19 protein-coding genes are annotated in these 20,060 nt (G+C 71.3%); 8 read left to right on the forward strand and 11 right to left on the reverse strand.

The window, feature by feature from the left end:
• Positions 1 to 77 precede the first annotated feature (77 nt).
• Together OG456_RS25260 and OG456_RS25265 are read left to right on the forward strand one after the other, a co-directional pair.
• Positions 78 to 743 (forward strand): HAD-IA family hydrolase, encoded by a 666-nt coding sequence (locus OG456_RS25260; protein ID WP_266564694.1) that lies wholly within the window; start codon positions 78 to 80, stop codon positions 741 to 743.
• 342 nt (positions 744 to 1,085) lie between these two features.
• Positions 1,086 to 3,056, forward strand: coding sequence for an MDR family MFS transporter (locus tag OG456_RS25265; RefSeq protein WP_266569420.1), 1,971 nt, complete (start codon positions 1,086 to 1,088; stop codon positions 3,054 to 3,056).
• A 6-nt stretch (positions 3,057 to 3,062) separates the two neighbouring features.
• Here OG456_RS25265 and OG456_RS25270 read toward each other — a convergent pair whose 3' ends face one another.
• Positions 3,063 to 3,569 carry a GNAT family N-acetyltransferase gene (locus OG456_RS25270; RefSeq protein ID WP_266564696.1) on the reverse strand — a complete coding sequence of 169 codons (507 nt, stop codon included), beginning with the start codon at positions 3,567 to 3,569 and terminating at the stop codon, positions 3,063 to 3,065.
• A 173-nt stretch (positions 3,570 to 3,742) separates the two neighbouring features.
• Between OG456_RS25270 and OG456_RS25275 the strand changes: the two genes are divergently transcribed.
• The 3 genes from OG456_RS25275 (at position 3,743) to OG456_RS25285 (ending at position 5,482) form a co-directional block, all read left to right on the forward strand.
• Positions 3,743 to 4,249 carry a DinB family protein gene (locus tag OG456_RS25275; protein WP_266569421.1) on the forward strand — a complete coding sequence of 169 codons (507 nt, stop codon included), beginning with the start codon at positions 3,743 to 3,745 and terminating at the stop codon, positions 4,247 to 4,249.
• 91 nt (positions 4,250 to 4,340) lie between these two features.
• Entirely contained in the window at positions 4,341 to 4,811 is a 471-nt protein-coding gene (locus tag OG456_RS25280; protein ID WP_266564698.1) for a helix-turn-helix domain-containing protein, read from the forward strand.
• A complete protein-coding gene (locus OG456_RS25285) occupies positions 4,700 to 5,482 on the forward strand; it encodes an IS630 family transposase (RefSeq protein ID WP_266564700.1) in 783 nt (260 codons plus the stop codon). Before OG456_RS25280 ends, OG456_RS25285 begins: the two co-directional genes overlap by 112 nt.
• A 37-nt stretch (positions 5,483 to 5,519) precedes the next feature.
• Here OG456_RS25285 and OG456_RS25290 read toward each other — a convergent pair whose 3' ends face one another.
• Positions 5,520 to 5,834, reverse strand: a complete 315-nt coding sequence (locus tag OG456_RS25290) for an antibiotic biosynthesis monooxygenase (RefSeq protein WP_227294460.1) — start codon at positions 5,832 to 5,834, stop codon at positions 5,520 to 5,522.
• A gap of 37 nt (positions 5,835 to 5,871) precedes the next feature.
• Complete coding sequence (locus OG456_RS25295; protein ID WP_266564725.1) at positions 5,872 to 6,285, reverse strand: DUF1992 domain-containing protein; 414 nt, start codon at positions 6,283 to 6,285, stop codon at positions 5,872 to 5,874.
• A gap of 108 nt (positions 6,286 to 6,393) precedes the next feature.
• Here OG456_RS25295 and OG456_RS25300 point away from each other — a divergent pair, with 108 nt between their 5' ends.
• Positions 6,394 to 6,789, forward strand: a complete 396-nt coding sequence (locus tag OG456_RS25300) for a hypothetical protein (RefSeq protein ID WP_266564727.1) — start codon at positions 6,394 to 6,396, stop codon at positions 6,787 to 6,789.
• Between the two features lie 31 nt (positions 6,790 to 6,820).
• Here the strand turns inward: OG456_RS25300 and OG456_RS25305 are convergent, their stop codons facing one another.
• The 3 genes from OG456_RS25305 to proP form a co-directional block, all read right to left on the reverse strand.
• Positions 6,821 to 7,501 (reverse strand): O-methyltransferase, encoded by a 681-nt coding sequence (locus OG456_RS25305; protein ID WP_266564729.1) that lies wholly within the window; start codon positions 7,499 to 7,501, stop codon positions 6,821 to 6,823.
• A gap of 41 nt (positions 7,502 to 7,542) precedes the next feature.
• Positions 7,543 to 8,652, reverse strand: a complete 1,110-nt coding sequence (locus tag OG456_RS25310; RefSeq protein WP_266564731.1) for a DUF2330 domain-containing protein — start codon at positions 8,650 to 8,652, stop codon at positions 7,543 to 7,545.
• Positions 8,653 to 8,761: 109 nt separating this feature from the next.
• Positions 8,762 to 10,183: a glycine betaine/L-proline transporter ProP gene (gene proP, locus OG456_RS25315; RefSeq protein WP_266564733.1), complete on the reverse strand. Its 1,422-nt coding sequence runs from the start codon at positions 10,181 to 10,183 to the stop codon at positions 8,762 to 8,764.
• A 435-nt stretch (positions 10,184 to 10,618) separates the two neighbouring features.
• Between proP and OG456_RS25320 the strand changes: the two genes are divergently transcribed.
• Positions 10,619 to 12,601: a bifunctional glycosyltransferase 87/phosphatase PAP2 family protein gene (locus OG456_RS25320; protein WP_266569422.1), complete on the forward strand. Its 1,983-nt coding sequence runs from the start codon at positions 10,619 to 10,621 to the stop codon at positions 12,599 to 12,601.
• Between the two features lie 241 nt (positions 12,602 to 12,842).
• Here the strand turns inward: OG456_RS25320 and OG456_RS25325 are convergent, their stop codons facing one another.
• Complete coding sequence (locus OG456_RS25325; RefSeq protein ID WP_266564735.1) at positions 12,843 to 14,087, reverse strand: cytochrome P450; 1,245 nt, start codon at positions 14,085 to 14,087, stop codon at positions 12,843 to 12,845.
• A gap of 222 nt (positions 14,088 to 14,309) precedes the next feature.
• Between OG456_RS25325 and OG456_RS25330 the strand changes: the two genes are divergently transcribed.
• The gene (locus OG456_RS25330) at positions 14,310 to 15,479 is read left to right on the forward strand and encodes a steroid 3-ketoacyl-CoA thiolase (RefSeq protein ID WP_266564737.1); all 1,170 of its coding nucleotides are present in this window, start codon (positions 14,310 to 14,312) and stop codon (positions 15,477 to 15,479) included.
• A 100-nt stretch (positions 15,480 to 15,579) separates the two neighbouring features.
• On the opposite strand, the gene OG456_RS25335 is transcribed toward OG456_RS25330, so the two are convergent.
• From OG456_RS25335 to OG456_RS25350, 4 genes are all read right to left on the reverse strand, one after another.
• On the reverse strand, positions 15,580 to 15,987 hold the full coding sequence (locus OG456_RS25335; RefSeq protein WP_266564739.1) for a transglycosylase SLT domain-containing protein: 408 nt from the start codon (positions 15,985 to 15,987) through the stop codon (positions 15,580 to 15,582).
• Positions 15,988 to 16,327: 340 nt separating this feature from the next.
• Complete coding sequence (locus OG456_RS25340) at positions 16,328 to 17,173, reverse strand: ECF transporter S component (protein WP_266564741.1); 846 nt, start codon at positions 17,171 to 17,173, stop codon at positions 16,328 to 16,330.
• The gene (locus OG456_RS25345; RefSeq protein ID WP_266564743.1) at positions 17,170 to 18,858 is read right to left on the reverse strand and encodes an ABC transporter ATP-binding protein; all 1,689 of its coding nucleotides are present in this window, start codon (positions 18,856 to 18,858) and stop codon (positions 17,170 to 17,172) included. The genes OG456_RS25340 and OG456_RS25345 overlap by 4 nt, the downstream gene beginning before the upstream one ends.
• The gene (locus OG456_RS25350; RefSeq protein ID WP_266564745.1) at positions 18,855 to 20,057 is read right to left on the reverse strand and encodes an energy-coupling factor transporter transmembrane component T; all 1,203 of its coding nucleotides are present in this window, start codon (positions 20,055 to 20,057) and stop codon (positions 18,855 to 18,857) included. The genes OG456_RS25345 and OG456_RS25350 overlap by 4 nt, the downstream gene beginning before the upstream one ends.
• Positions 20,058 to 20,060 lie beyond the last annotated feature (3 nt).

Below are 20,060 nucleotides of genomic sequence, written 5' to 3' on the forward strand. Positions count from 1 at the left end.
GAACAAAGTGGCTCCCGCCCACTCACCCTGACCGGTGGGCGGGGTCACCTTGTTCCTACGCCTGGAGGACCCCGCCGATGACGGCCACCACTGTTCTGTCCGCCCGCGCCCTTCTGCTCGACATGGACGGCACGCTGGTCAACTCCGACGCGGTGGTCGAACGCTGCTGGCAGCGCTGGGCGGCCCGCCACGGGCTCGACGCCGTCGAGGTCATGAAGGTCGTCCACGGCCGCCAGGGCTACGCGTCCATGGCGCTCCTCCTGCCCGACCGCCCCATGGCCGAGAACCACGCCGAGAACGCGCGCATGCTCGCCGAGGAGACCGCCGACATCGACGGCGTCGTCCCCGTGCCGGGCGCCGCCGCATTCATGGCCTCCCTGCGTGACGGCGGCCTCGCGCACGCCCTGGTGACCTCGGCCGACGTGGCCCTGTCCACCCGCCGCATGGCCGCCGCCGGCCTCACCCAGCCGGACCTGCGCATCACCGCCGAGAGCGTCGGCGCCAGCAAGCCTGACCCCGAGGGGTTCCTCAAGGGCGCCGCCGAGCTCGGTGTCGACCCCGCGGACTGCGTCGTCTTCGAGGACTCGGGGGCCGGGATCGCGGCCGGCCGCGCCGCCGGGATGCGCGTCGTCGGCGTCGGCCCCCGCGCGGGCGCGCACGGCCCCACGGTGGTCGTGGACGACCTGACGCAGGTACGGGTCGAAGCGGGCGCCGCCGGCGAGATCCTGCTGCACATCGGCTGACCCGCACCCCTGTACAGGTGAGCCCTCGACCCCTGTATCGGCGAGTCCCGCAGCCCTGAACCGGCGAGCCTGACACCGTCCGCCGGGCCTGTGCCGCACCGTCCGCCGCGCCCGTGCCGCCGTATCCCTCCTGAGCCCCCGGCCTCAACAGGCCAAACCGGGACGCACCCACCATTCTGGTAGATGGCAGAGCCCCCGCCGGCCGTGTCCGGCGTGGTGTCTCAGGAGGTGTCCATGACCCAGGACGCTAGCGGGGGCCTTCCCCGTACGGACCTGACGGCAGGCCCAGGCGTTGACCGCACCGGCTCCACCATCGGAGGCGGCCACGCGCCCCGCAGCGTGATGGTCTCGATCGGTGCGCTGCTGCTCGGCATGCTCCTCGCGGCGCTCGACCAGACGATCGTCTCGACGGCGCTGCCGACCATCGTGAGCGACCTCGGCGGCCTTGAACACCTGTCCTGGGTCGTGACCGCGTACCTGCTGGCCTCGACGGCCGCCACGCCCCTGTGGGGCAAGCTCGGCGACCAGTACGGCCGCAAGAAGCTCTTCCAGATCGCCATCGTGATCTTCCTGATCAGCTCGGCGCTGTGCGGCATGGCGCAGAACATGCCGCAGCTGATCGGCTTCCGCGCACTCCAGGGAGTGGGCGGCGGCGGCCTGATGGTCCTGTCCATGGCGATCGTCGGCGACATCGTGCCGCCGCGTGACCGGGGCAGGTACCAGGGGCTGTTCGGCGCGGTCTTCGGCGCGACGAGCGTGCTGGGCCCGCTGCTCGGCGGGCTGTTCACCGAACACCTCAGCTGGCGCTGGGTCTTCTACATCAACCTGCCGATCGGCGTCGTCGCGCTCGCCGTCATCGCGACCACGCTCCACATCCCCGTACGCTCCGCCAAGCACACGATCGACTACCTCGGCACGTTCCTGATCGCCTCCGTGGCGACCTGCCTGGTCCTCGTCGCCTCGCTCGGCGGGACGACCTGGGACTGGGGCTCGGCGCAGATCATCGGTCTCGCGCTACTCGGCGTCGTCCTCGCCGTCGTGTTTGTCCAGGTGGAGCGGCGGGCCGCCGAACCGGTCCTGCCGCTGAAGCTGTTCCGCATCCGTACGTTCACGCTCTCCGCGGTGATCAGCTTCGTCGTCGGCTTCGCCATGTTCGGCGCGATGACGTATCTGCCGACGTTCCTCCAGGTCGTCCAGGGCGTCTCGCCGACGATGTCGGGCGTGCACATGCTGCCGATGGTCATCGGACTGCTGCTCTCCTCGACGGCGTCCGGCCAGATCGTCAGCCGTACCGGCCGCTGGAAGGTCTTCCCCATCGTCGGCACCGGCGTCACCGCCCTCGGCCTGCTTCTCCTGCATCAGCTCGACGAGAACAGCTCGACCGGCGAGATGAGCGCCTACTTCTTCGTCTTCGGCCTGGGCCTCGGACTCGTCATGCAGGTCCTCGTCCTGATAGTGCAGAACGCCGTCTCGTACGAGGACCTGGGCGTCGCCACCTCCGGCGCGACGTTCTTCCGCTCCATCGGCGCCTCCTTCGGTGTCGCGATCTTCGGCACGATCTTCGCGAGCCGCCTCGGCGACAAACTCACGGACGCCCTCGCCGGCCGCAGCCTGCCTCCAGGCGTCGATGTGAACGCGCTCCAGTCGGACCCGAGAGGCATCAGCCAGCTGCCGCCCGTCGCACGCGGACCGGTCCTGCACGCCTTCGCGTCGTCCATCACGGACGTCTTCCTCTACGCCGCCCCGGTCGCCCTCGTCGCCTTCGTACTGTCCTGGTTCCTGCGCGAGGACAAGCTGCGCGGCTCGGTCACAGCGCCGGACGGGACGGAGACCCTGGCCAGCAACCCCGTACAGCGCTCATCGCGCGACGAGGTGGCGCGGGCCCTGTCGGTGCTCGGCACCCGGGAGGGGCGCCGCGAGATCTACGAGAAGATCACCGAACGGGCCGGCTACGACCTGCTGCCCGCCTCGAGCTGGCTCCTGCTGCGCATGAAGCGCTACGGGTGGGCGGAGCCGTCGGCGCTCGCCGAACACAGTGCCGTACCGCTGCCCGTGATCATCGCGGCGTCCAGGGAGGTGGAGGGGCGGCGCCTCGCCACGCGCGTGGGCCTCGACCTCGTCCTCACCGACGAGGGCCGCGAGGTCGCCGCCCGGCTGTCCGCGTCCCGCGAGGAGTCGCTCGCCGAACTGCTGGGCGACTGGTGGGGCCCGGACCGGCCGACGGACCTGGCGAAACTCGTGGAGGAGCTCAACGCGGAGCTGTGCGGGTCCGACGCGGAGCGCCCGCACGACGGACTGGCGGCCGGCGCCTGACGCTGCTTACGCGTCCCGCACGAGCTTCTTGGTGAACCAGTGCTCGGCGTACTCCTCGTCGTTGTGCGGCGCCGTCTCCTGGTAGCCGTGCCGCGCGTACAGCATCCGGGCCTCCACCAGGTCGCCCCGGGTGTCGAGGAGGACCCGCTCGGCGCCGAGATCCCGCGCGGCGCTCTCCACCTGCGCGAGCAGCACGGAGCCGCCGCCCTTCCCGCGCATTTCGGGCCGTACGAAGACGCGCTTCAGCTCGCCGGTCGAGGCGTCGATCATCCGCACGCCCGCGGTCCCGGCGGGCTCGCCCCGGTACCGCGCGACCAGCAACACCCCGCCCGGCGCAGCGAGATAGGCACCCGTGTCGGCGGCGACCTCGCGCTCCAGCTCGTCGGGGTCGGTGGTGCGCCCCTCGTGCAGCAGGTACCAGCGGTCGCTGACCTCCGTGTAGTACGCGCGCCACAGCTCCGCGGCGACGGCGGAGTCGAACGGCTCAGGGGTGACGGTCCACGGCGAAGTCATGGGGGCATTGTCGGCGAAGGGGCGGCGTCGGGCGCAAGTGGTTTCGACCTGTACAGGAACCCGGGGTTCGGACATCCTCGGTACCTGTGACCGACGTACCCGTGACCGACGTATCCGTTCCCGACGAGACCGGTGCCGAGACCGGTGCCGGAACCAGCCCCGAGACCGGCGAGATCAGGGCGCTGCTCGACGCCCTGCGCGGGCAGCGCCGCCACATCCTGGGCATCATCGAAGGACTCGGCCCCGACGCGCTGCGGCGGCCCGTCCTGCCGTCCGGCTGGACGTGTCTGGGACTGGTCCAGCACCTGGCGCTCGACGTCGAACGCTTCTGGTTCCAGGCGGTTCTGACGGGTGATCAGGCCGTCATCGGCAGCCTCGACGCCATTGAGGACGCCTGGCAGGCCGACCCGGACCTGCCGGCGTCCGAGGTCCTGGAGCGGTACCGCCGCGAGACGGACCGCGCGGACGGGATCATCGCCGCCACGCCCGCGGACGCGCCCCTGGCCTGGTGGCCGCACCACCTCTTCGGGCCGCCGCACCTGCACAGCCACCGGGACGTCCTGCTGCACGTCATCACGGAGACCGCCTGCCACGCAGGGCACCTGGACGCCGCCCGCGAACTCATCGACGGGCGGCGCTGGTTGGTGCTCACCGAGGACACCGAGGCGGATCGCCTCTAGTAGCGTGTCGTTGCTTAGTTCTGGGTTGTTTGGTTGGGATGGTGGGGTCCGGCAGATGTTGCTTCCCTTCTGCCGGACGGGAGTTGGGGTGATGGGTTCGCAGAAGAAGAGGCCGGTGGTGCTGACCGCGGCTGATCGTGAAGAGCTGGTTCGGGTAACCACGACGGGTATCCATCCAGCCTCGGTGATCAGAAGGGCGCGGGTGCTGCTCGCGCTCGACACCTCTGCAGGCGCGATCGGCTCGCAGGACGCGGTCGCGGCCCGGGCCGGAGTCTCGGGCGAGACACTGCGGCTGGTGGCCAAGCGGTTCGCCGAGACCGGTGGCGATGTTCACGCCACGATCGCCCGGAAGAAGCGCGAGCTGCCGCCGGTACCCTCGCCGGTGACCGGTGAGGTCGAAGCCCGGCTGATCGCGATGGCATGCTCACAGCCACCCCAGGGCTATACCCGGTGGTCGCTGCGGCTGCTGGAGAAGCATGTCGCGCTGGTCGAGGACATCCCCGATCTGGATCACTCCACCATCGGGCGGGTCTTAAAAAAACGGAACTGCGTCCTCATCTGAAGAAGTGCTGGACCATCCCACCGAAGGCGAACGCGCAGTTCGCGGCCCGGATGGAAGACGTGCTGGCCATCTATGCCCGGCCCTATGACCCGGCACGTCCGGTGGTGTGCATGGACGAGAAGCCCTACCAGCTCCTCGACCATGCCCGCGCCCCGCTCCCGGCCCGCCCTGGCCACGACACCTGCCAGGACAGCGAGTACATCCGCTGCGGCACGTGCTCAATCTTCGTGTGGGTCGAACCCCTGCGCGGGTGGCGTCGAGTTCAGGCACTGTCCCAGCGGACCCGGATCGACTGGGCCGGCCAGATCAAACAGCTGCTGAGCGTGGATTACCCCGACGCCGAGGCCGTGGTGCTGGTGATGGACAACCTCAACACCCACACCATCGCCTCACTGTACGAGGCCTTCGAACCAGAAGAGGCCTTCGCGCTGGCCCAACGCCTCGAGATCCACCACACGCCCAAACACGGGTCATGGCTCAACATCGCCGAGATCGAACTCTCCGCGCTGACCCGCCAATGCCTCGACCGCCGGATCAACGACCTCGACATCCTCAACACCGAACTCACAGCCTGGCAGAACGCCACCAACACCGACCAACGCCAAGTGAACTGGCAGTTCACCACCCACGACGCACGCACCAAACTACGTCACCTTTATCCCAAAAATTAGCTACGACGGTCTACTAGCCCACCACTCCACTACTCCACTACGACTTGGGAGAAGCCTGCTGCACGACCTCGAACGACCACACCGAGGACCCGCTGGCCGCAGGCTTCGGGCGGTCCGCGCCGCCCTGGTGGGCCTCCTTCATGGAGCCCTCCATCCACGCGGTGAACGACGCCTCGTCACGCCACCGCGTGTACACCAGGTAGTCGTCCGTGCCCTCGATCGGGCGCAGCAGCTCGAACCACTCGAAGCCGTCCGAGTTCTCCACCGCGCCCGCGCGCGAGGCGAAGCGCTTCTCCAGGATCTCGCGCTGTTCGGCCGGGACGGTCAGGACATTGATCTTCACGATGCTCATGGCGCCCATCCTCGCTCACCACCGCGTGAGATCGGCGTCAGGTCCCCGGCGTCCCGCGTCGCTCGTGCCAGTCGCGGACGATCTCCTCGACGTCGTACGGCTTCAGGCCGAGGGGCGGGCCCGGCGGGGGCTTGAACATCATGTCGCGGATCTTGACGTTGATGTCCGTGACGATTTTGCGGACGATCCGTTCGGAAGGGGCCTGCGCCGCCTCGGCGAGCGCGTCCTCGGCCTCCTTGCGCAGGGCGAGTGAAGGGGGCAGCACGGAGAAGCCCTCACGGGCCATCTTCTGCTTGATCCACCAGTTCTCGTCGTACGTCGTGTCGGCCGTGCCCGGCAGCGGCTTGCCGGCTCCGGCGAGGTGGGAGAAGTCTCCTGCACGCTCCGCGTCGCGGATCTGCTTGTCGACCCATGACTCGAAGCTGACGTCGGGTGGCTTGCGTTCGGTCATGGAGCCATTGTCCCAGAGGGCATCCCGCGCAGGGAGGGGACAACTTAGGATGCGGCGTCGGGGGACCCGGTGCCGAAGGGCCCGCCAAGGACCGAAGGAGCTGTGCGGGTGCTGGAGCTGACCATGGCCTCCGTCGCGGGGGCGGACTCGGGTGCGACGGCCGGGATGCTGATGGCCGACGCGCCGAGTGAGCCGGGAGCCGTGCTGCGCGTGGGGCGCGACCGGAACGTGTGCCGGCTGGCGACGCCCGACGACTGGCTGTTCGTCTCGCGCGTCCATCTCGAATTCCGGTGCGGACAGGACGGCGTCTGGTCCGTCTTCTGGCTGCGCGGCTCGCACGACGAGCCCTCGTCCGAGGTGCGTCTCACGCTGACCGGCGGGGAGCCGCAGCCGCTCGTGTACGGAGGGGCCGCGGCTCTCGCGCCGGGCGCGTCCGGCGAGGTCGTGGTCCTGGACCGCAATGAGCCCCGCAGCGTGAACGTGGGCTTCTACCACGAGCTGTGACGGCCCATCAGGCAGTCGCCGGGAACGGGCGCTACGGGAGCACGCGGGCCAGCGCGAAGCCGTCGTGGCCCTTGGCGCCCACCGTCTGGACCGCCGTCCCGTCCAGCTTCGGGTGGTCGGCGATCATCTGGAGCGCGGCGCGGGTGCCGCGGATGTCGGGGGACGCGTCGGAGTCGTCCGTCACGCGGCCGCCGCGCACCACGTTGTCGACGATGATCACGCTGCCGGGGCGGGTCAGGCGCAGCGCCCACTCGACGTAGTGCGGGTTGTTGGCCTTGTCGGCGTCGATGAAGACGAGGTCGAAGGGGTCGGGGTGGTCGGCCGCGACGCCGGGCAGCGAGTCGAGGGCGGGGCCGACCCGCACCTCGGCGATCTTGTCGAGGCCGGCGCGGGCGAGGTTGCCGCGGGCCACCTCGGCGTGCCGGGGGTCGTACTCGAGGGTGACGAGGACGCCGTCGGCGGGGAGGGCCCGGGCCAGCCAGATCGTGCTGTACCCGCCGAGTGTGCCGATCTCCAGGACGCGGCGGGCGCCCTGGATCTGTGCGATCAGGTGGAGGAACTTGCCCTGGTTCGGGGCGACGGCGATGGGCGGGAGGCCCGCCGCCTCGCTGTCCGCGAGGGCCGCGGTCAGGGCCTCGTCGCCGGGGGCGAGGAGGCCGGTCAGGTAGTCGTCGACGGCGGTCCACTGGTCTTCGGATGCGTGCTCAGCCATGGCCCCATCATGGGCTCGCGCGGCGGCGGCCCGGGTGGGATTCAGCCCAACGGCGGCGGGGCGTGCACGGGCGGCGGGGGCGGCACCGGCCGGCGGGAGCGCCGGCGGAACCACAGGACGGCGGCCGCCGTCAGGAGCAGGGCCAGGGGCAGCGGAACGGTGAGCAGCCACACCGGGACGCCGCCGGCGGTGAGGAGTTCGTCGTCCCACACGACGGTGCGGTGCGTGGCGTCGCTCGCGGTGCGCCGCAGTTCGTGGTCGTCGTAGATGCGCGACGGCTGTGGGAAATCCTGGGTGAGCGCGGTCAAGTACCGCTCGCCGCTCGCGAATTCGGGCAGCGGTCCGCCGGACTTCGCCGGGACCCGGCCCGCGTACGTGACCTGCGGTGTGCCGCCGCCGATCGTGGAGCGCGGCTCCATGCGGTGGGCGGCGAGCACGTACAGGCGCAGATGCTGTTCGGTGCGGGCGAGCTTCGACAGCCGCATCGGGTAGACGAGGCGGTCGCTGGCGAAGGTGAGGTGGAGCGGGTCGAGGGCGCCGCCGAGCACGCTGTCGCCGTCGGCGGGCGCGAGGCGGATCGCCACGTACTCCCAGCCCTTGTCGACGTACGGGCGCAGGGCGGTGCCGAGGCGGTCGGGGAGCTGGAAGCCGTTCTTGTCGAGCCAGTCGGCGAGTGCGTCGGGGTCGGTCGCGGTGAGGCGGGCGACGTCGAACGGTCCGAGGTGCTCGCGGCCCACCACCTCGACCGGGCCGCCGGGTGCGGGGGCACCGGCCGAGGCGCCGTCGCCGTTCCCGCCGTCGAAGGGCCAGTCGTCGGCGCCGGGCCAGAAGTGGTGCCGGGTCCGCTCGACGGGCGCCGTCACCTCGCTCAGCTGCGAGAAGAGCCCCGGGTCGCCGGGCTCGACGGACGCGCGGTGCGGCACGGGCATGATCCAGGCGGCGTCGCGCACGTTGCCGCTCACCGACAGGCTCATCACGATCTGCTCGCTGCGCCCGTCCCAGCGCACCGCGGACGTCTCGTCGTACACGGTGAGGTCCGTGCCCGCGTGCGGCACCATCGCCCCGCATCCGCACGCGTACGCGGGTGAGACGAGCGCGGCGACCTGGAACGCCATGAGGGCCAGGGCGGTCAGCAGCGCCCTGGCCCTCATGGTCAGTGGTTGTGCGGTTCTCATGCCGGCCCCCGATGTCGCGCCCTGTGTGTCCGTGCCGTGTGCGGCGAAGGAGCAGACGAGGCGCGGGGGAGCGCGGTTCCTGGTGTTACGCGGCCGTTGCCGTTGCCGTCGCGGTCCGCGGCAGGTCGCCGGGCTCGACCGCGGGCAGCGAGCCCGGCAGCGGGCGGCGCGCCGACTCGGTCATGAACCACACCGCGATACCGCCGATGACGGCCGCGGCCATCATATAGTACGCGGGCATCATCATGTTCCCGGTCGCCCCGATGAGGGCGGTGACGACCAGCGGGGTCGTGCCGCCGAAGAGCGAGACGGAGACGTTGAAGCCGATCGACAGGGAGCCGTAGCGCACCCGGGTCGGGAAGAGCGCGGGCAGCGCGGACGGCATCGCCGAGGTGAAGCAGACCAGGAGCAGGCCGAGCGCGCCCATGCCGAGGGCGATCGCCCACAGGGAGCCGTCACGGATGAGGAGCAGGGCCGGGACGGACAGCGCGAGGAAGCCGACGCAGCCCGCGGCGATCACCGGGCGGCGGCCGACACGGTCGGAGAGCGCGCCCGCGAACGGCTGGACGATCATCATCAGCGCCATCACGCCGAGGATCACGAGGAGGCCGTGCGTCTCGTCGTAGTGGAGCTCACTGGTGAGGTAGCTCGGCATGTAGGACAGCAGCATGTAGTCGGTGACGTTGAAGACCAGGACCAGGCCGACGCACAGGAGCAGCGCCTTCCACTGTCCGGCGATCATGTCGCGCACCTTCACCTTGGGCCGGGCCTTCTCCGACTCGTGCGCGTTCTTCAGCTCGGCCGCGAACGCCGGGGTCTCTTCGAGCCGCATCCGCAGATAGAGGCCGATGATGCCCATCGGGCCCGCGATCAGGAACGGGATGCGCCAGCCCCAGGAGAGCAGGTCGTCCGAGGAGAGCAGTGCCGTCATCAGGGTGACGAGGCCCGCGCCGCCGATGTATCCGGCGAGGGTGCCGAATTCCAGCCAGCTGCCGAAGAAGCCGCGCTTCTTGTCGGGCGCGTACTCGGCGATGAAGGTGGACGCGCCGCCGTACTCGCCGCCGGTCGAGAAGCCCTGCACCAGACGGGCCAGGAGCAGCAGGATCGGCGCCCAGACGCCGATGGTCGCGTACGACGGGATCAGGCCGATCGCGAACGTGCCCGCCGCCATCATGATCATGGTGACGGCGAGGACCTTCTGCCGGCCGACGCGGTCGCCGAGCGGTCCGAAGACCATGCCGCCGATCGGACGGACGAGGAACGCCGCGGCGAAGGCGCCGAACGTCGACAGGAGCTGGGCGGTGGGGTTGCCCGACGGGAAGAAGACCTTGCCGAGGGTGACGGCGATGTAGCTGTAGACGCCGAAGTCGAACCACTCCATCGCATTGCCGAGCGCCGCCGCCTTGACCGCGCGCTTGACCAGCGCTGGATCGGTGACGGTGACGTCGGGGGAGGCGCCCTTCGCGGGGGCGGTGGTCCTGGATGCGACGGTTAGGACACTCGACAAGGGTCTGCTCGCCTGCTTTCAACGGGGACAAGGACACGTCCGCGTGGGGACGGACGAAGCCGCCCACGGCGGGGCGGCCAGAAATCGACCATAGGGGGATCCGCGGTCATCACGGGTAGTGTGCACTTCGTTGCACAGCGTGGGAAAAGCGGGTCCGGCCAGGCATGACGCCCCGGCCCCGGCGCGGCGCAAACGGACAAATCTGTGACCTATGTCGCGCCCCTCGACCGCAACCACGCAGACCCCGCATCATCGTCATCCGGTCAAATGCCGGTGGACAGGCAGGTGAAGCAGGGGTTGCCTGCGTCTCACCCCGGGGGTAGTGCGAGCCTCTTGGGACAGTACGCATGGCGGGAGGGCCGACGGCGCGTGGCAAACGTGGAGCATGGACCGGGCAAAGCCTTGGTGGCGGGGGCCGCGACAGCGCGGTTGGGCATGGTCCGGGCGGGCCTCTGGCTGATCGCCGCGGTGCTCGCGGTGCGGCAGGTCGTGGCCGTCCTGAGCACCCCCAGCGGTGAGCGGCTCACGGACCTGGAGACCTGGATCGGTCCTGAAGGTGTCCTCCACGTGACGGGCTCCCTCTACGACGCCGACCGGTTCACCGGTACCCCGTTCGGGGGACTGGTGCTGAAGCCTCTGGCCCGGGGCGCCGAACAGGCGCTCGGCTGGGCCTGGACCTTCGGCACGCTCGGCCTCGTCGTCGTCCTCGGTCTCGTCGCCGCCCGCGCCCTGCCCAAGCCCGTCACCCGGCGCACCTCGCTGCTCGCCGCCCCCGTCGCGATCAGCCTCCTGATGCTGTCGCTGCCGGTGCGCAACACGCTCCATCTCGGCCAGACCAGCATCATCCCGGTCCTTCTCGTCCTGCTCGGCTGCTTCGCCGCCCGCGGCGAGAAGAGCTCGGGTCTGCTCATCGGCATCGGCGCCGCCCTCCAGCCGACCGTCCTCCTCTTCGCGCCGCTCCTGTGGTTCACCGGGCGACGTCGCGCCGCCGTGTCCTCGGGCGTCACGTTCGCGGCGTGCACGCTCCTCGCGTGGGCCGCGATGCCGCACGACTCGTGGACATACTGGGTGCACCACGTCGCGGGAGCGGGACTCGGCTCGAGCCCCGCCGGGCTCGCCAACCAGTCGCTGCACGGCGCGCTCCTGCGCTTCGGTCTGGAGGGCCCCCTGGAGATCGGGCTCTTCCTCGTCCTGGGCTCCGCCGTCACGGTGCTCGGACTGCGGCGCGCGGTGCGCTACGCGCAGGACGGACAGCTCCTGCTCGCCGTCGCCCTCACCGGCTGCGTCGCCGTCGCCGTGTCACCGACGACCTGGCAGCACCAGCTCCTGTGGGTGCTGCTCGCCGTGGTCGGCCGCGTCGGCAGGAAGGCGTCCGACCGGTACGTGTGGCCGGTCGCGGTCATCCTCGTGATGACGCTCCCCGCGAGGATGCTGCTGCCGAACATGACGCTCGCGGATCCGCTGCGCGACAACGTCGTGCTGATCGCCGCGGTCGCCGCGGCCACGCTCGTCCCGTTCCTGTCCCGCACCGCGCCCGAGTACCGGGCGCCCATTCCCACCGAGTACGCGACGCCTGTCCCGGCGCGCTGGTCCCGGGTCCCGCTCATGCCGTTCTGGCGCCGGGTCCTGACCCGCCCGAACCTGCTGCTCGAACTGCTGCTGATCCGCGTCGGCTACTACGCGTACCAGCAGGTGAGGCTCGCCGCGACGGGCGGTACGAACTCCGGGGGCCGGGCCACCGCCGAGGCGCACGGCACGCAGGTCCACTCCCTGGAGAAGTTTTTTCACATCGACATCGAGCACTGGGTCAACCACGCGGTGGCGCAGGTCCCGTGGCTCAAGTCGTTCTTCAACTTCTACTACGAGTCGTTCCACTTCATCGTGCCGCTGAGCGTCCTCGCCATCCTCTACGTCCGCAGGCCCGCCCAGTACCGCTGGGCCCGCTCGGCGCTCGGCTTCGCCACGGTGCTCGCCCTGATCGGTTTCTGGTTCTACCCGCTGGCGCCGCCGCGTCTGATGCCCTCGCTCGGGTTCATCGACACGGTGCACGGCGTCCAGGACTTCTCCAAGCCGGACTACGGCACACTGACCGCGCTCACCAACCAGTACGCGGCCATGCCCTCACTGCACTTCGGCTGGTCCCTGTGGTGCGGGCTCGTCATCGCGATCCTCGCCCCCAAGTGGTGGATGAAGGCAATCGCGCTGCTGCATCCCCTGTTCACCATCTCCGCGATCATCGCGACCGGTAACCACTGGGTGCTCGACGCCGTGGGCGGCGCGACGGTCGTCGGCGTGGGCTTCGGACTCACCTACCTGCTGAGCGGCCCGCGCGCCCGCCTCGCCGGCGGGACCGTCCCCGAGCAGCCGAAGGCCGAGCCCGACCACGCGCGGCTGCCGGCCGAACACAACCGGTCCTGAGGCCGGGGGACGGCCGACCACGTCGGCGACCGCCCACGGACTGACCCACGGACACGACGTCCCCGTCGCCCGACCCGGGCGGGTCCCCCTCGCCTTCCCCGTCACCGAGCCCCTCGCCGTGCGAGTGCCCGGAGCCGGGCGTGAAGCAGCGCGGTGCAGGTGTGCAGGTGTGCAGGGAGGCAGGGGCGTGGCGTAGGGAGATGGCCCCTGCCTCCCTGGGACGGCGTGCGGTCGCCCGCGGTCAGCCGGTGCTGACCTGGAGTTCCTTGACGCCGTTGAGCCAGGCCGAGCGGAGCCTGCGCGGGTCACCGGTCAGGCGAAGGTCGGGCATGGCGTCGGCCACGGCGTTGAAGATGAGGTTGATCTCGAGCGTGGCCAGCGACTTGCCGAGGCAGAAGTGCGGGCCTCCGCCGCCGAATCCGAGGTGCGGGTTCGGGTCGCGGGTGATGTCGAACTCGTCGGGGCGGTCGAAGACTTCGGGGTCGTGGTTGGCCGACGAGTAGAAGATGCCGACGCGGTCGCCCTTCTTGATCTGCGCGCCGCCGAGCTCGGTGTCCTGGGTCGCGGTGCGCTGGAAGGAGACCACGGGGGTCGCCCAGCGGACGATCTCCTCCGCCGTCGTCTCCGGGCGCTCCCGCTTGAACAGCTCCCACTGGTCGGGGTGGGTCAGGAAGGCATGCATGCCGTGGGTGATGGCGTTGCGCGTCGTCTCGTTGCCGGCCACGGCGAGCAGGATCACGAAGAAGCCGAACTCGTCCGAGGAGAGGTTCCCCTCGTCCTCGGCCGCCACCAGCTGGCTCACGATGTCCTTGGCCGGGCACTCCTTGCGGGCGGCGGCCAGGTTCATCGCGTAGCTGACGATCTCCATGGCCGCCTCGGCGCCGACCTCCTCGGTGATCGCGTACTCCGGGTCGTCGTACGCGGCCATCTTGTTGGACCAGTCGAAGATCTTGGTGCGGTCGTCCTGGGGGACGCCGATCAGCTCGGCGATGGCCTGGAGCGGGAGTTCGACGGCGACGTTGGTGACGAAGTCGAAGGAGCCGTCGGGCGCGGCGTTCGCGAGCGCCGTCTCGACGATGGAGCCCGCACGGTTGCGCAGGGCGTCCTCGAGCGAGCGGATGGCGCGGGGCGTGAAGCCGCGCTGGACGATCTGCCGGACCCGGGTGTGCTCCGGCGGGTCCATGTTGAGCATGATCAGCTTCTGGACCTCGATCTGGTCGCGGCTGATCGACTCGTTGAAGCGGATGACGGCGGTGTTGAGGTTCGAGGAGAAGAGCTCCGGGCGCGTGGAGACGTACTTGACGTCCGCGTGCCGGGTCACGGCCCAGTAGCCCGAGTCTGCGAAGCCGGAGATGCCGGTCGGCTGGGCGATCCACCGGACCGGTTCCGTCTGCCGGAGCTGGGCGAACTCGGGGAAGGGGACGCGGTGCTGGAGAAGGTCGGGGTCGGTGAAGTCGAACCCTTCGGGCAGCGCTGGGCACGGCATGGGCAACTCCCGGTGACGGTCTGACGGGGCGTCAGCTTGTCGGCACCGTAGTAACGGGTTCTACAAGTGGCAAGACCCGTGGTACGCCCGATTGCGCGCGCGGTACGTGCACGACCCTTGCGTACCGGGAGTAGCACCGTCGAGACTGCACGGAGAACTGGTACGCGTTCTAGTTCTTACGTCTTCTGGTTCGGTCCGGGAATGTGTGGAGAGGACGAGCTCATGGCCGCGGAACCCGTCATCGTCGAAGCCGTACGTACGCCCATCGGCAAGCGCGGAGGCGCGCTCGCCAATCTTCATCCCGCGTATCTCCTCGGCGAGACGTACCGGGAACTGCTCGGCAGGACCGGCATTCACGCCGACTGCGTCGAGCAGATCGTGGGCGGCACGGTGACCCACGCGGGCGAACAGTCCATGAATCCGGCGCGCACGGCCTGGCTCACCATGGGCCTGCCCTACGAGACGGCGGCGACGACCGTCGACTGTCAGTGCGGCTCCTCGCAGCAGGCCGCGCACATGACCGCCAACATGATCGCCGCCGGTGTCATCGACATCGGCATCAGCTGCGGGGTCGAGGCGATGTCGCGGGTGCCGCTCGGCTCCGGCTCCAAGCACGGTCCCGGCAAGCCGTTCCCCGAGGAGTGGAACGTCGACCTGCCCAACCAGTTCGAGGCCGCCGAGCGCATCGCGCGCCACCGCGGACTGTCCCGCGAGAACGTCGACTCGCTCGGTCTCATCTCGCAGGAGCGCGCCGCGACGGCCTGGGCCGAGGAGCGCTTCAAACGCGAGACGTTCGCCGTGCAGGTGCCCACGAACGAGGACGAGCAGGCCGCCGGGCAGGGTATGTGGCGGCTCGTGGACCGGGACGAGGGCCTGCGCGACACGACCATGGAGGGGCTCGGCGGGCTCAAGCCGGTCATGCCGACCGCCGTGCACACCGCGGGGAACTCCTCGCAGATATCCGACGGCGCCTCGGCGATCATGTGGGCGTCCAAGCGGATGGCACGCGCCCTGAAGCTCAAGCCGCGCGCCCGGATCGTCGCCCAGGCGCTCGTCGGCGCCGACCCGCACTTCCATCTGGACGGGCCGGTCGACGCCACGCGCGCCGTGCTCGGCAAGGCGGGCATGTCACTCAAGGACATCGACCTCGTCGAGATCAACGAGGCGTTCGCGTCCGTCGTGCTCAGCTGGGCGCAGGTCTTCGAGCAGGACCTCGAGAAGGTCAACGTGAACGGCGGGGCCATCGCCCTCGGTCACCCCGTCGGCGCCACCGGCGCCCGGCTCATCACCACCGCCCTGCACGAACTGGAGCGCCAGGACAAGGAGTTCGCGCTCATCACGATGTGCGCGGGCGGTGCGGTGGCGACGGGCACGATCATCCAGCGGCTGTAGCGGGGGCCCGCGCCGGGCGGGCCGGAACGCACGACGAAGGCGGCACCCTCCCACGGGGGGAGGGTGCCGCCTTCTCGGGTCAGCCGTGGGCCGGCCGGGCTCAGTACGAGCCGGCGGACTGCCAGTGGGTCCAGGCGCCACAGGGGCTGCCGTAGCGCTCGTTCATGTAGTTGAGGCCCCACTTGATCTGGGTCTCTGGGTTCGACTTCCAGTCGCCGCCGGCCGAGGCCATCTTGTTGGCGGGCAGGGCCTGGACCAGGCGGTAGGCGCCGGACGACGCGTTCGTCGCGTGGGGGTTCCAGCCGCTCTCGTGGGACACGATCTTGTCGAAGCACGCGAACTGTGCGGCGCTCATCTTCTGCTGGGCGATCGTCTTCGGCGAAGAGGTGGCGGCGGCGTTCGACGCCGGGGCGGCGGCCATGACCATGCCGGCGGTGGCGGCGGCCAGGGCGACACCGGCGAGGGCCTTCTTCGGAGCGGCGATGCGGCGGAGGATGGTGACGGACAAAGCGTGAACCTTCCGTGGGGGGCAGGGGCCGCTTCGCACGCCCTGCGGCGTACTTGCGGCGTACAGAGGCGCCGGGGCCCTGGCAGGGGCCGTCGGCGCCTTGCGACTCCTCCAGAGAAACAGGCTCGGACCCTCGCCGCAATCATCCCTTTTACTAGTTGAGGTCGAATATGGGGGAAATATCCCTCATGTGACCTGGCTCTCATTGGCCAGGTCAGAGGGTGTTTTGGTGGGGACGCGTCAAGCGATCGCGTCTACGACCACACCTCGTAGGTGACCTGGGTCATGTGGGGTGCTTCACGGCGCGGGCACGTCACGGTGACGCAGCGCGCGTGAAGCCCTACGGCTCGGTGCCCTCGAATGTGACGGGGGCCTCGAACGCGGCCCGGCGCGTGGCCCGCCGCAGCGCCCTCAGGAGCGCCGGGCCGACGGTGACGGTGAGGACGACGGTCAGAGCCGCCCGGCCCAGGTCCCAGCCCAGCGACGTGGCCAGGCAGTAGGCGAGGAAGCGGACCAGGTTCTCGTGCAGCGGGGCGCCCGCCTGGAAGGCGACGCTCGACGACAGCGAGTCCAGGAACGGCCAGCCGGCCAGGTTCATGACGGTGCCGTACGCGAACGCGGCCAGGAACCCGTACGCCGCCAGCATCAGCACCTCGGCGCGGCCGCGCAGCCGGTCCGGGCCGGGGAGCAGGCCCGCGCCCATCGTGAACCAGCCCATCGACAGCATCTGGAACGGCATCCACGGACCGACCCCGCCGGTGAGCAGCGCGGACGCGAACATGGTCACGGACCCCAGCACGAACCCGAAACCGGGCCCGAGGACGCGCCCGCTCAGCACCATCAGGAAGAACATCGGCTCGATCCCGGCGGTCCCCGCCCCGATCGGCCGCAGCGCCGCGCCCGTCGCGGCAAGGACCCCGAGCATCGCCACCGCCTTGGGCCCGACCCCGCCCTCGGACACGGCGGCCGCCACCACGCCCACCAGCAGGACGAGCAGCCCCGCGAACAGCCAGGGAGCGTCCTGCGCATGCGCGCTGACCTGCGACGAAGGGCCCGCGAGCAGCGGCCACCCGAAGGCGGCCACCCCTATGGCGCTGACGAGGAGCAGAGCCACCACGGAGCGGGGGCCGAGGCGCACGGCGCGGGCCTGGCGGTCGGGGCGCCCGGTCTCGGGTGCGGTCTTCATGCCCCGTCCTCCGCCGGGCCCGCGGACTCGAGGGCCTCGCGGACCTGCGCCACCGTGAGCCACTTGCCCGGGGCCAGCACCTTGGCGACCTGGGGGGAGAAGGCGGGGGAGGCCACGACCACCTCGGGGGTGGGCCCGTTCGCCACGATCTCGCCGTCGGCGAGGACGGCGACGCGGTGGGACAGCTCGGCGGCCAGTTCCACGTCGTGCGTGGCCAGGACGACGGCGTGCCCGTCGGCCGCGAGGCCGCGCAGGACCGTGACCAGGCGGGCCTTCGCCGCGTAGTCGAGGCCGCGCGTCGGCTCGTCGAGCAGGAGCAGCGGGGGGCGGGCCGTCAGCACGATCGCCAGGGCGAGGGTGAGGCGCTGGCCCTCCGAGAGGTCTCGGGGGTGGGTGTCGTCCGCGATGCCGGGCAGGAGCCGCGAGACCAGTTCACGGCAGGTGCCCGGATCCGCGCCCGCGTCGTGGTCGGCGGCGGCGCACTCGGCGGCCACCGTGTCCGCGTACAGGAGGTCACGCGGTTCCTGCGGGACCAGGCCGACGCGGCGGATCAGCTCGCGCGGGCCCGTGCGGTGCGGGACCGCGCCGCCCACCAGGGCCGTGCCGGACGACGGGCGGACCAGGCCGACCAGGGTGGACAGGAGGGTGGACTTCCCGGCGCCGTTGCGGCCCATCAGGGCGACGATCTCACCAGGTCCGACCGAGAGGTCGACGTGACGCAACGCCTCGACACGCCCCCGCCGCACCGCGAGCCCCGCGACCTCGGCGACGGCGGGCACCTCGGGCTGCCTGCCGGAACGCAGGCGCGACCGGCGGGAGGCGGGGGAGACGGCGGCCTGCGACTGCTCATGAGGCTCGCGCGGCTCGTGCCCCGCCAGGCGCTGCCGCAACTCCCCGGACCCGCGCCGCGCGTCCCGCACCGTCAGCGGCAGCGGTGACCAGCCGGCGAGGCGGCCCAGGTCCACGACCGGCGGGAACACCGGCGACACGGCCATGATCTCGGCGGGGGCGCCGAGCAGCAGGGGTGCGCCGGGCCCCGCGAGGAGCGCGACCTGGTCCGCGTACTGCACGACCCGCTCAAGCCGGTGCTCGGCCATCAGGACCGTCGTGCCGAGGTCGTGCACGAGGCGCTGCAGCACCGCGAGGACCTCCTCCGCGGCGGCCGGGTCGAGCGCGGACGTCGGCTCGTCGAGGACCAGGACCCGCGGGTGCGGGGTGAGTACGGAGCCGATGGCGACGCGCTGCTGCTGCCCGCCGGACAGCGTCGCGATGGGACGCTCGCGCAGGTCGGCGAGGCCCAGCAGGTCGAGGGTCTCCTCGACGCGGCGCCGCATCACGTCGGGCGCGAGTCCGAGCGACTCCATGCCGTACGCGAGCTCGTCCTCGACCGTGTCGGTGACGAAGTGGGAGAGCGGGTCCTGCCCCACCGTGCCCACCACGTCGGCGAGTTCGCGCGGTTTGTGCGTACGGGTGTCGCGCCCCGCGACCGTGACGCGCCCGCTCAGCGTGCCCCCGGTGAAGTGCGGCACGAGGCCGCTCACCGCGCCGAGCAGCGTCGACTTGCCGACGCCGGACGGCCCCACGAGCAGCACCAACTCGCCCTCGGGTACGTCGAGTCCGATGTTGCGGACCGTGGGTGTCGCGGCCCCGTCGTACGTCACCGAGACGTCCTCGAACCGGATCATGAAGCCTCCTTCGAGGGTGTTGCGGCGAGCGGCGGCGCGGGCGCCACGAACGCGGGAATCAGCCCGAGCAGCACCCCGGCCGCGGGCCACAGCGGCAGCGTCGGCGCGGCCAGCGGCACGACGCCGGGCGTCAGCGCCGAGGGATCGTAGGAACCGGCCCGGATCATCACGGCGGCGACGGCCGCCCCCGACGCGGCGACGAGCCACGCCCGCACGCCCCACGCGTCGGGCCGGTACCGGGTGCGGACGGAGCGGCGCCCGCCGAGCCAGAGCCCGCCGAGCGCGGCCGCCACCCCGGCGAGCAGCACGGGCAGCCCGTACCGCGCGCCGTCCGCGGTCAGCAGCCCGTACGTACCGGCGCACACCCCGACCAGACCGCCCAGTGTCAGCACCGCGGTGACCCGGCGCACGGCGGCCGGGACCTCGGCCGTACGCCCGTACCCGCGCGCGTCCATCGCGGCGGCCAGCGCCACCGACCGCTCAAGGGCGCCCTCGAGGACCGGCAGACCGACCTGCGCCAGGCCCCGCAGCCCCTTGTCGGGCCGGCCGCGCAGCCGGCGCGCGGCCCGCAGCCGCCGTACGTCGGCGATCAGGTTCGGCGCGAACGTCATCGCGACGACGACGGCGACCCCGGCCTCGTACAGCGCGCCCGGCAGGGACTTGAGGAGGCGGGCCGGGCTCGCGAGGGCGTTCGCCGCGCCCACACAGATCAGCAGCGCGGCCAGCTTCAGGCCGTCGTACAGCGCGAACACCAGGCCCTCGACCGTGACCCGGCCGCCGATCCGCACCCCCTGCGCCCATTCGGGCAGCGGCACCTCGGGCAGCGTGACGAGCAGGTGCGTGCCGGGGATCGGCGACCCGAGGAACACCGCGAACAGCAGCCGGATCCCGATCACCGCGAGCCCCAGCTTCACGAACGCCCCGTACGAGCGCGCCCACGGCGCCGACGTGCGCCGCGCGGCCACCACATACCCGGCCACCCCGATGAGCAGCGCGAGCAGCAGAGGATTCGTCGTCCGCGACGCCGCCGTGCCGAGCCCCAGCGCCCAGAGCCACCAGGCGCCGGGATGCAGCGCGTTCGAGCGGTGGGCCCGGGGCGCGGCGAAGGGACGACGGCGCGCGGACGGCCCCGCCCCCGGGTCACGCGCGAGGCGCGGACGCGGGGCGGGGGGCGGTGAACCTGCGCCGGTGCTGCTCATCGT

The organism is Streptomyces sp. NBC_01446 (genome assembly GCF_026340095.1).
In the GTDB taxonomy this organism is placed as follows: Bacteria; Actinomycetota; Actinomycetes; order Streptomycetales; family Streptomycetaceae; genus Streptomyces; species Streptomyces aureus.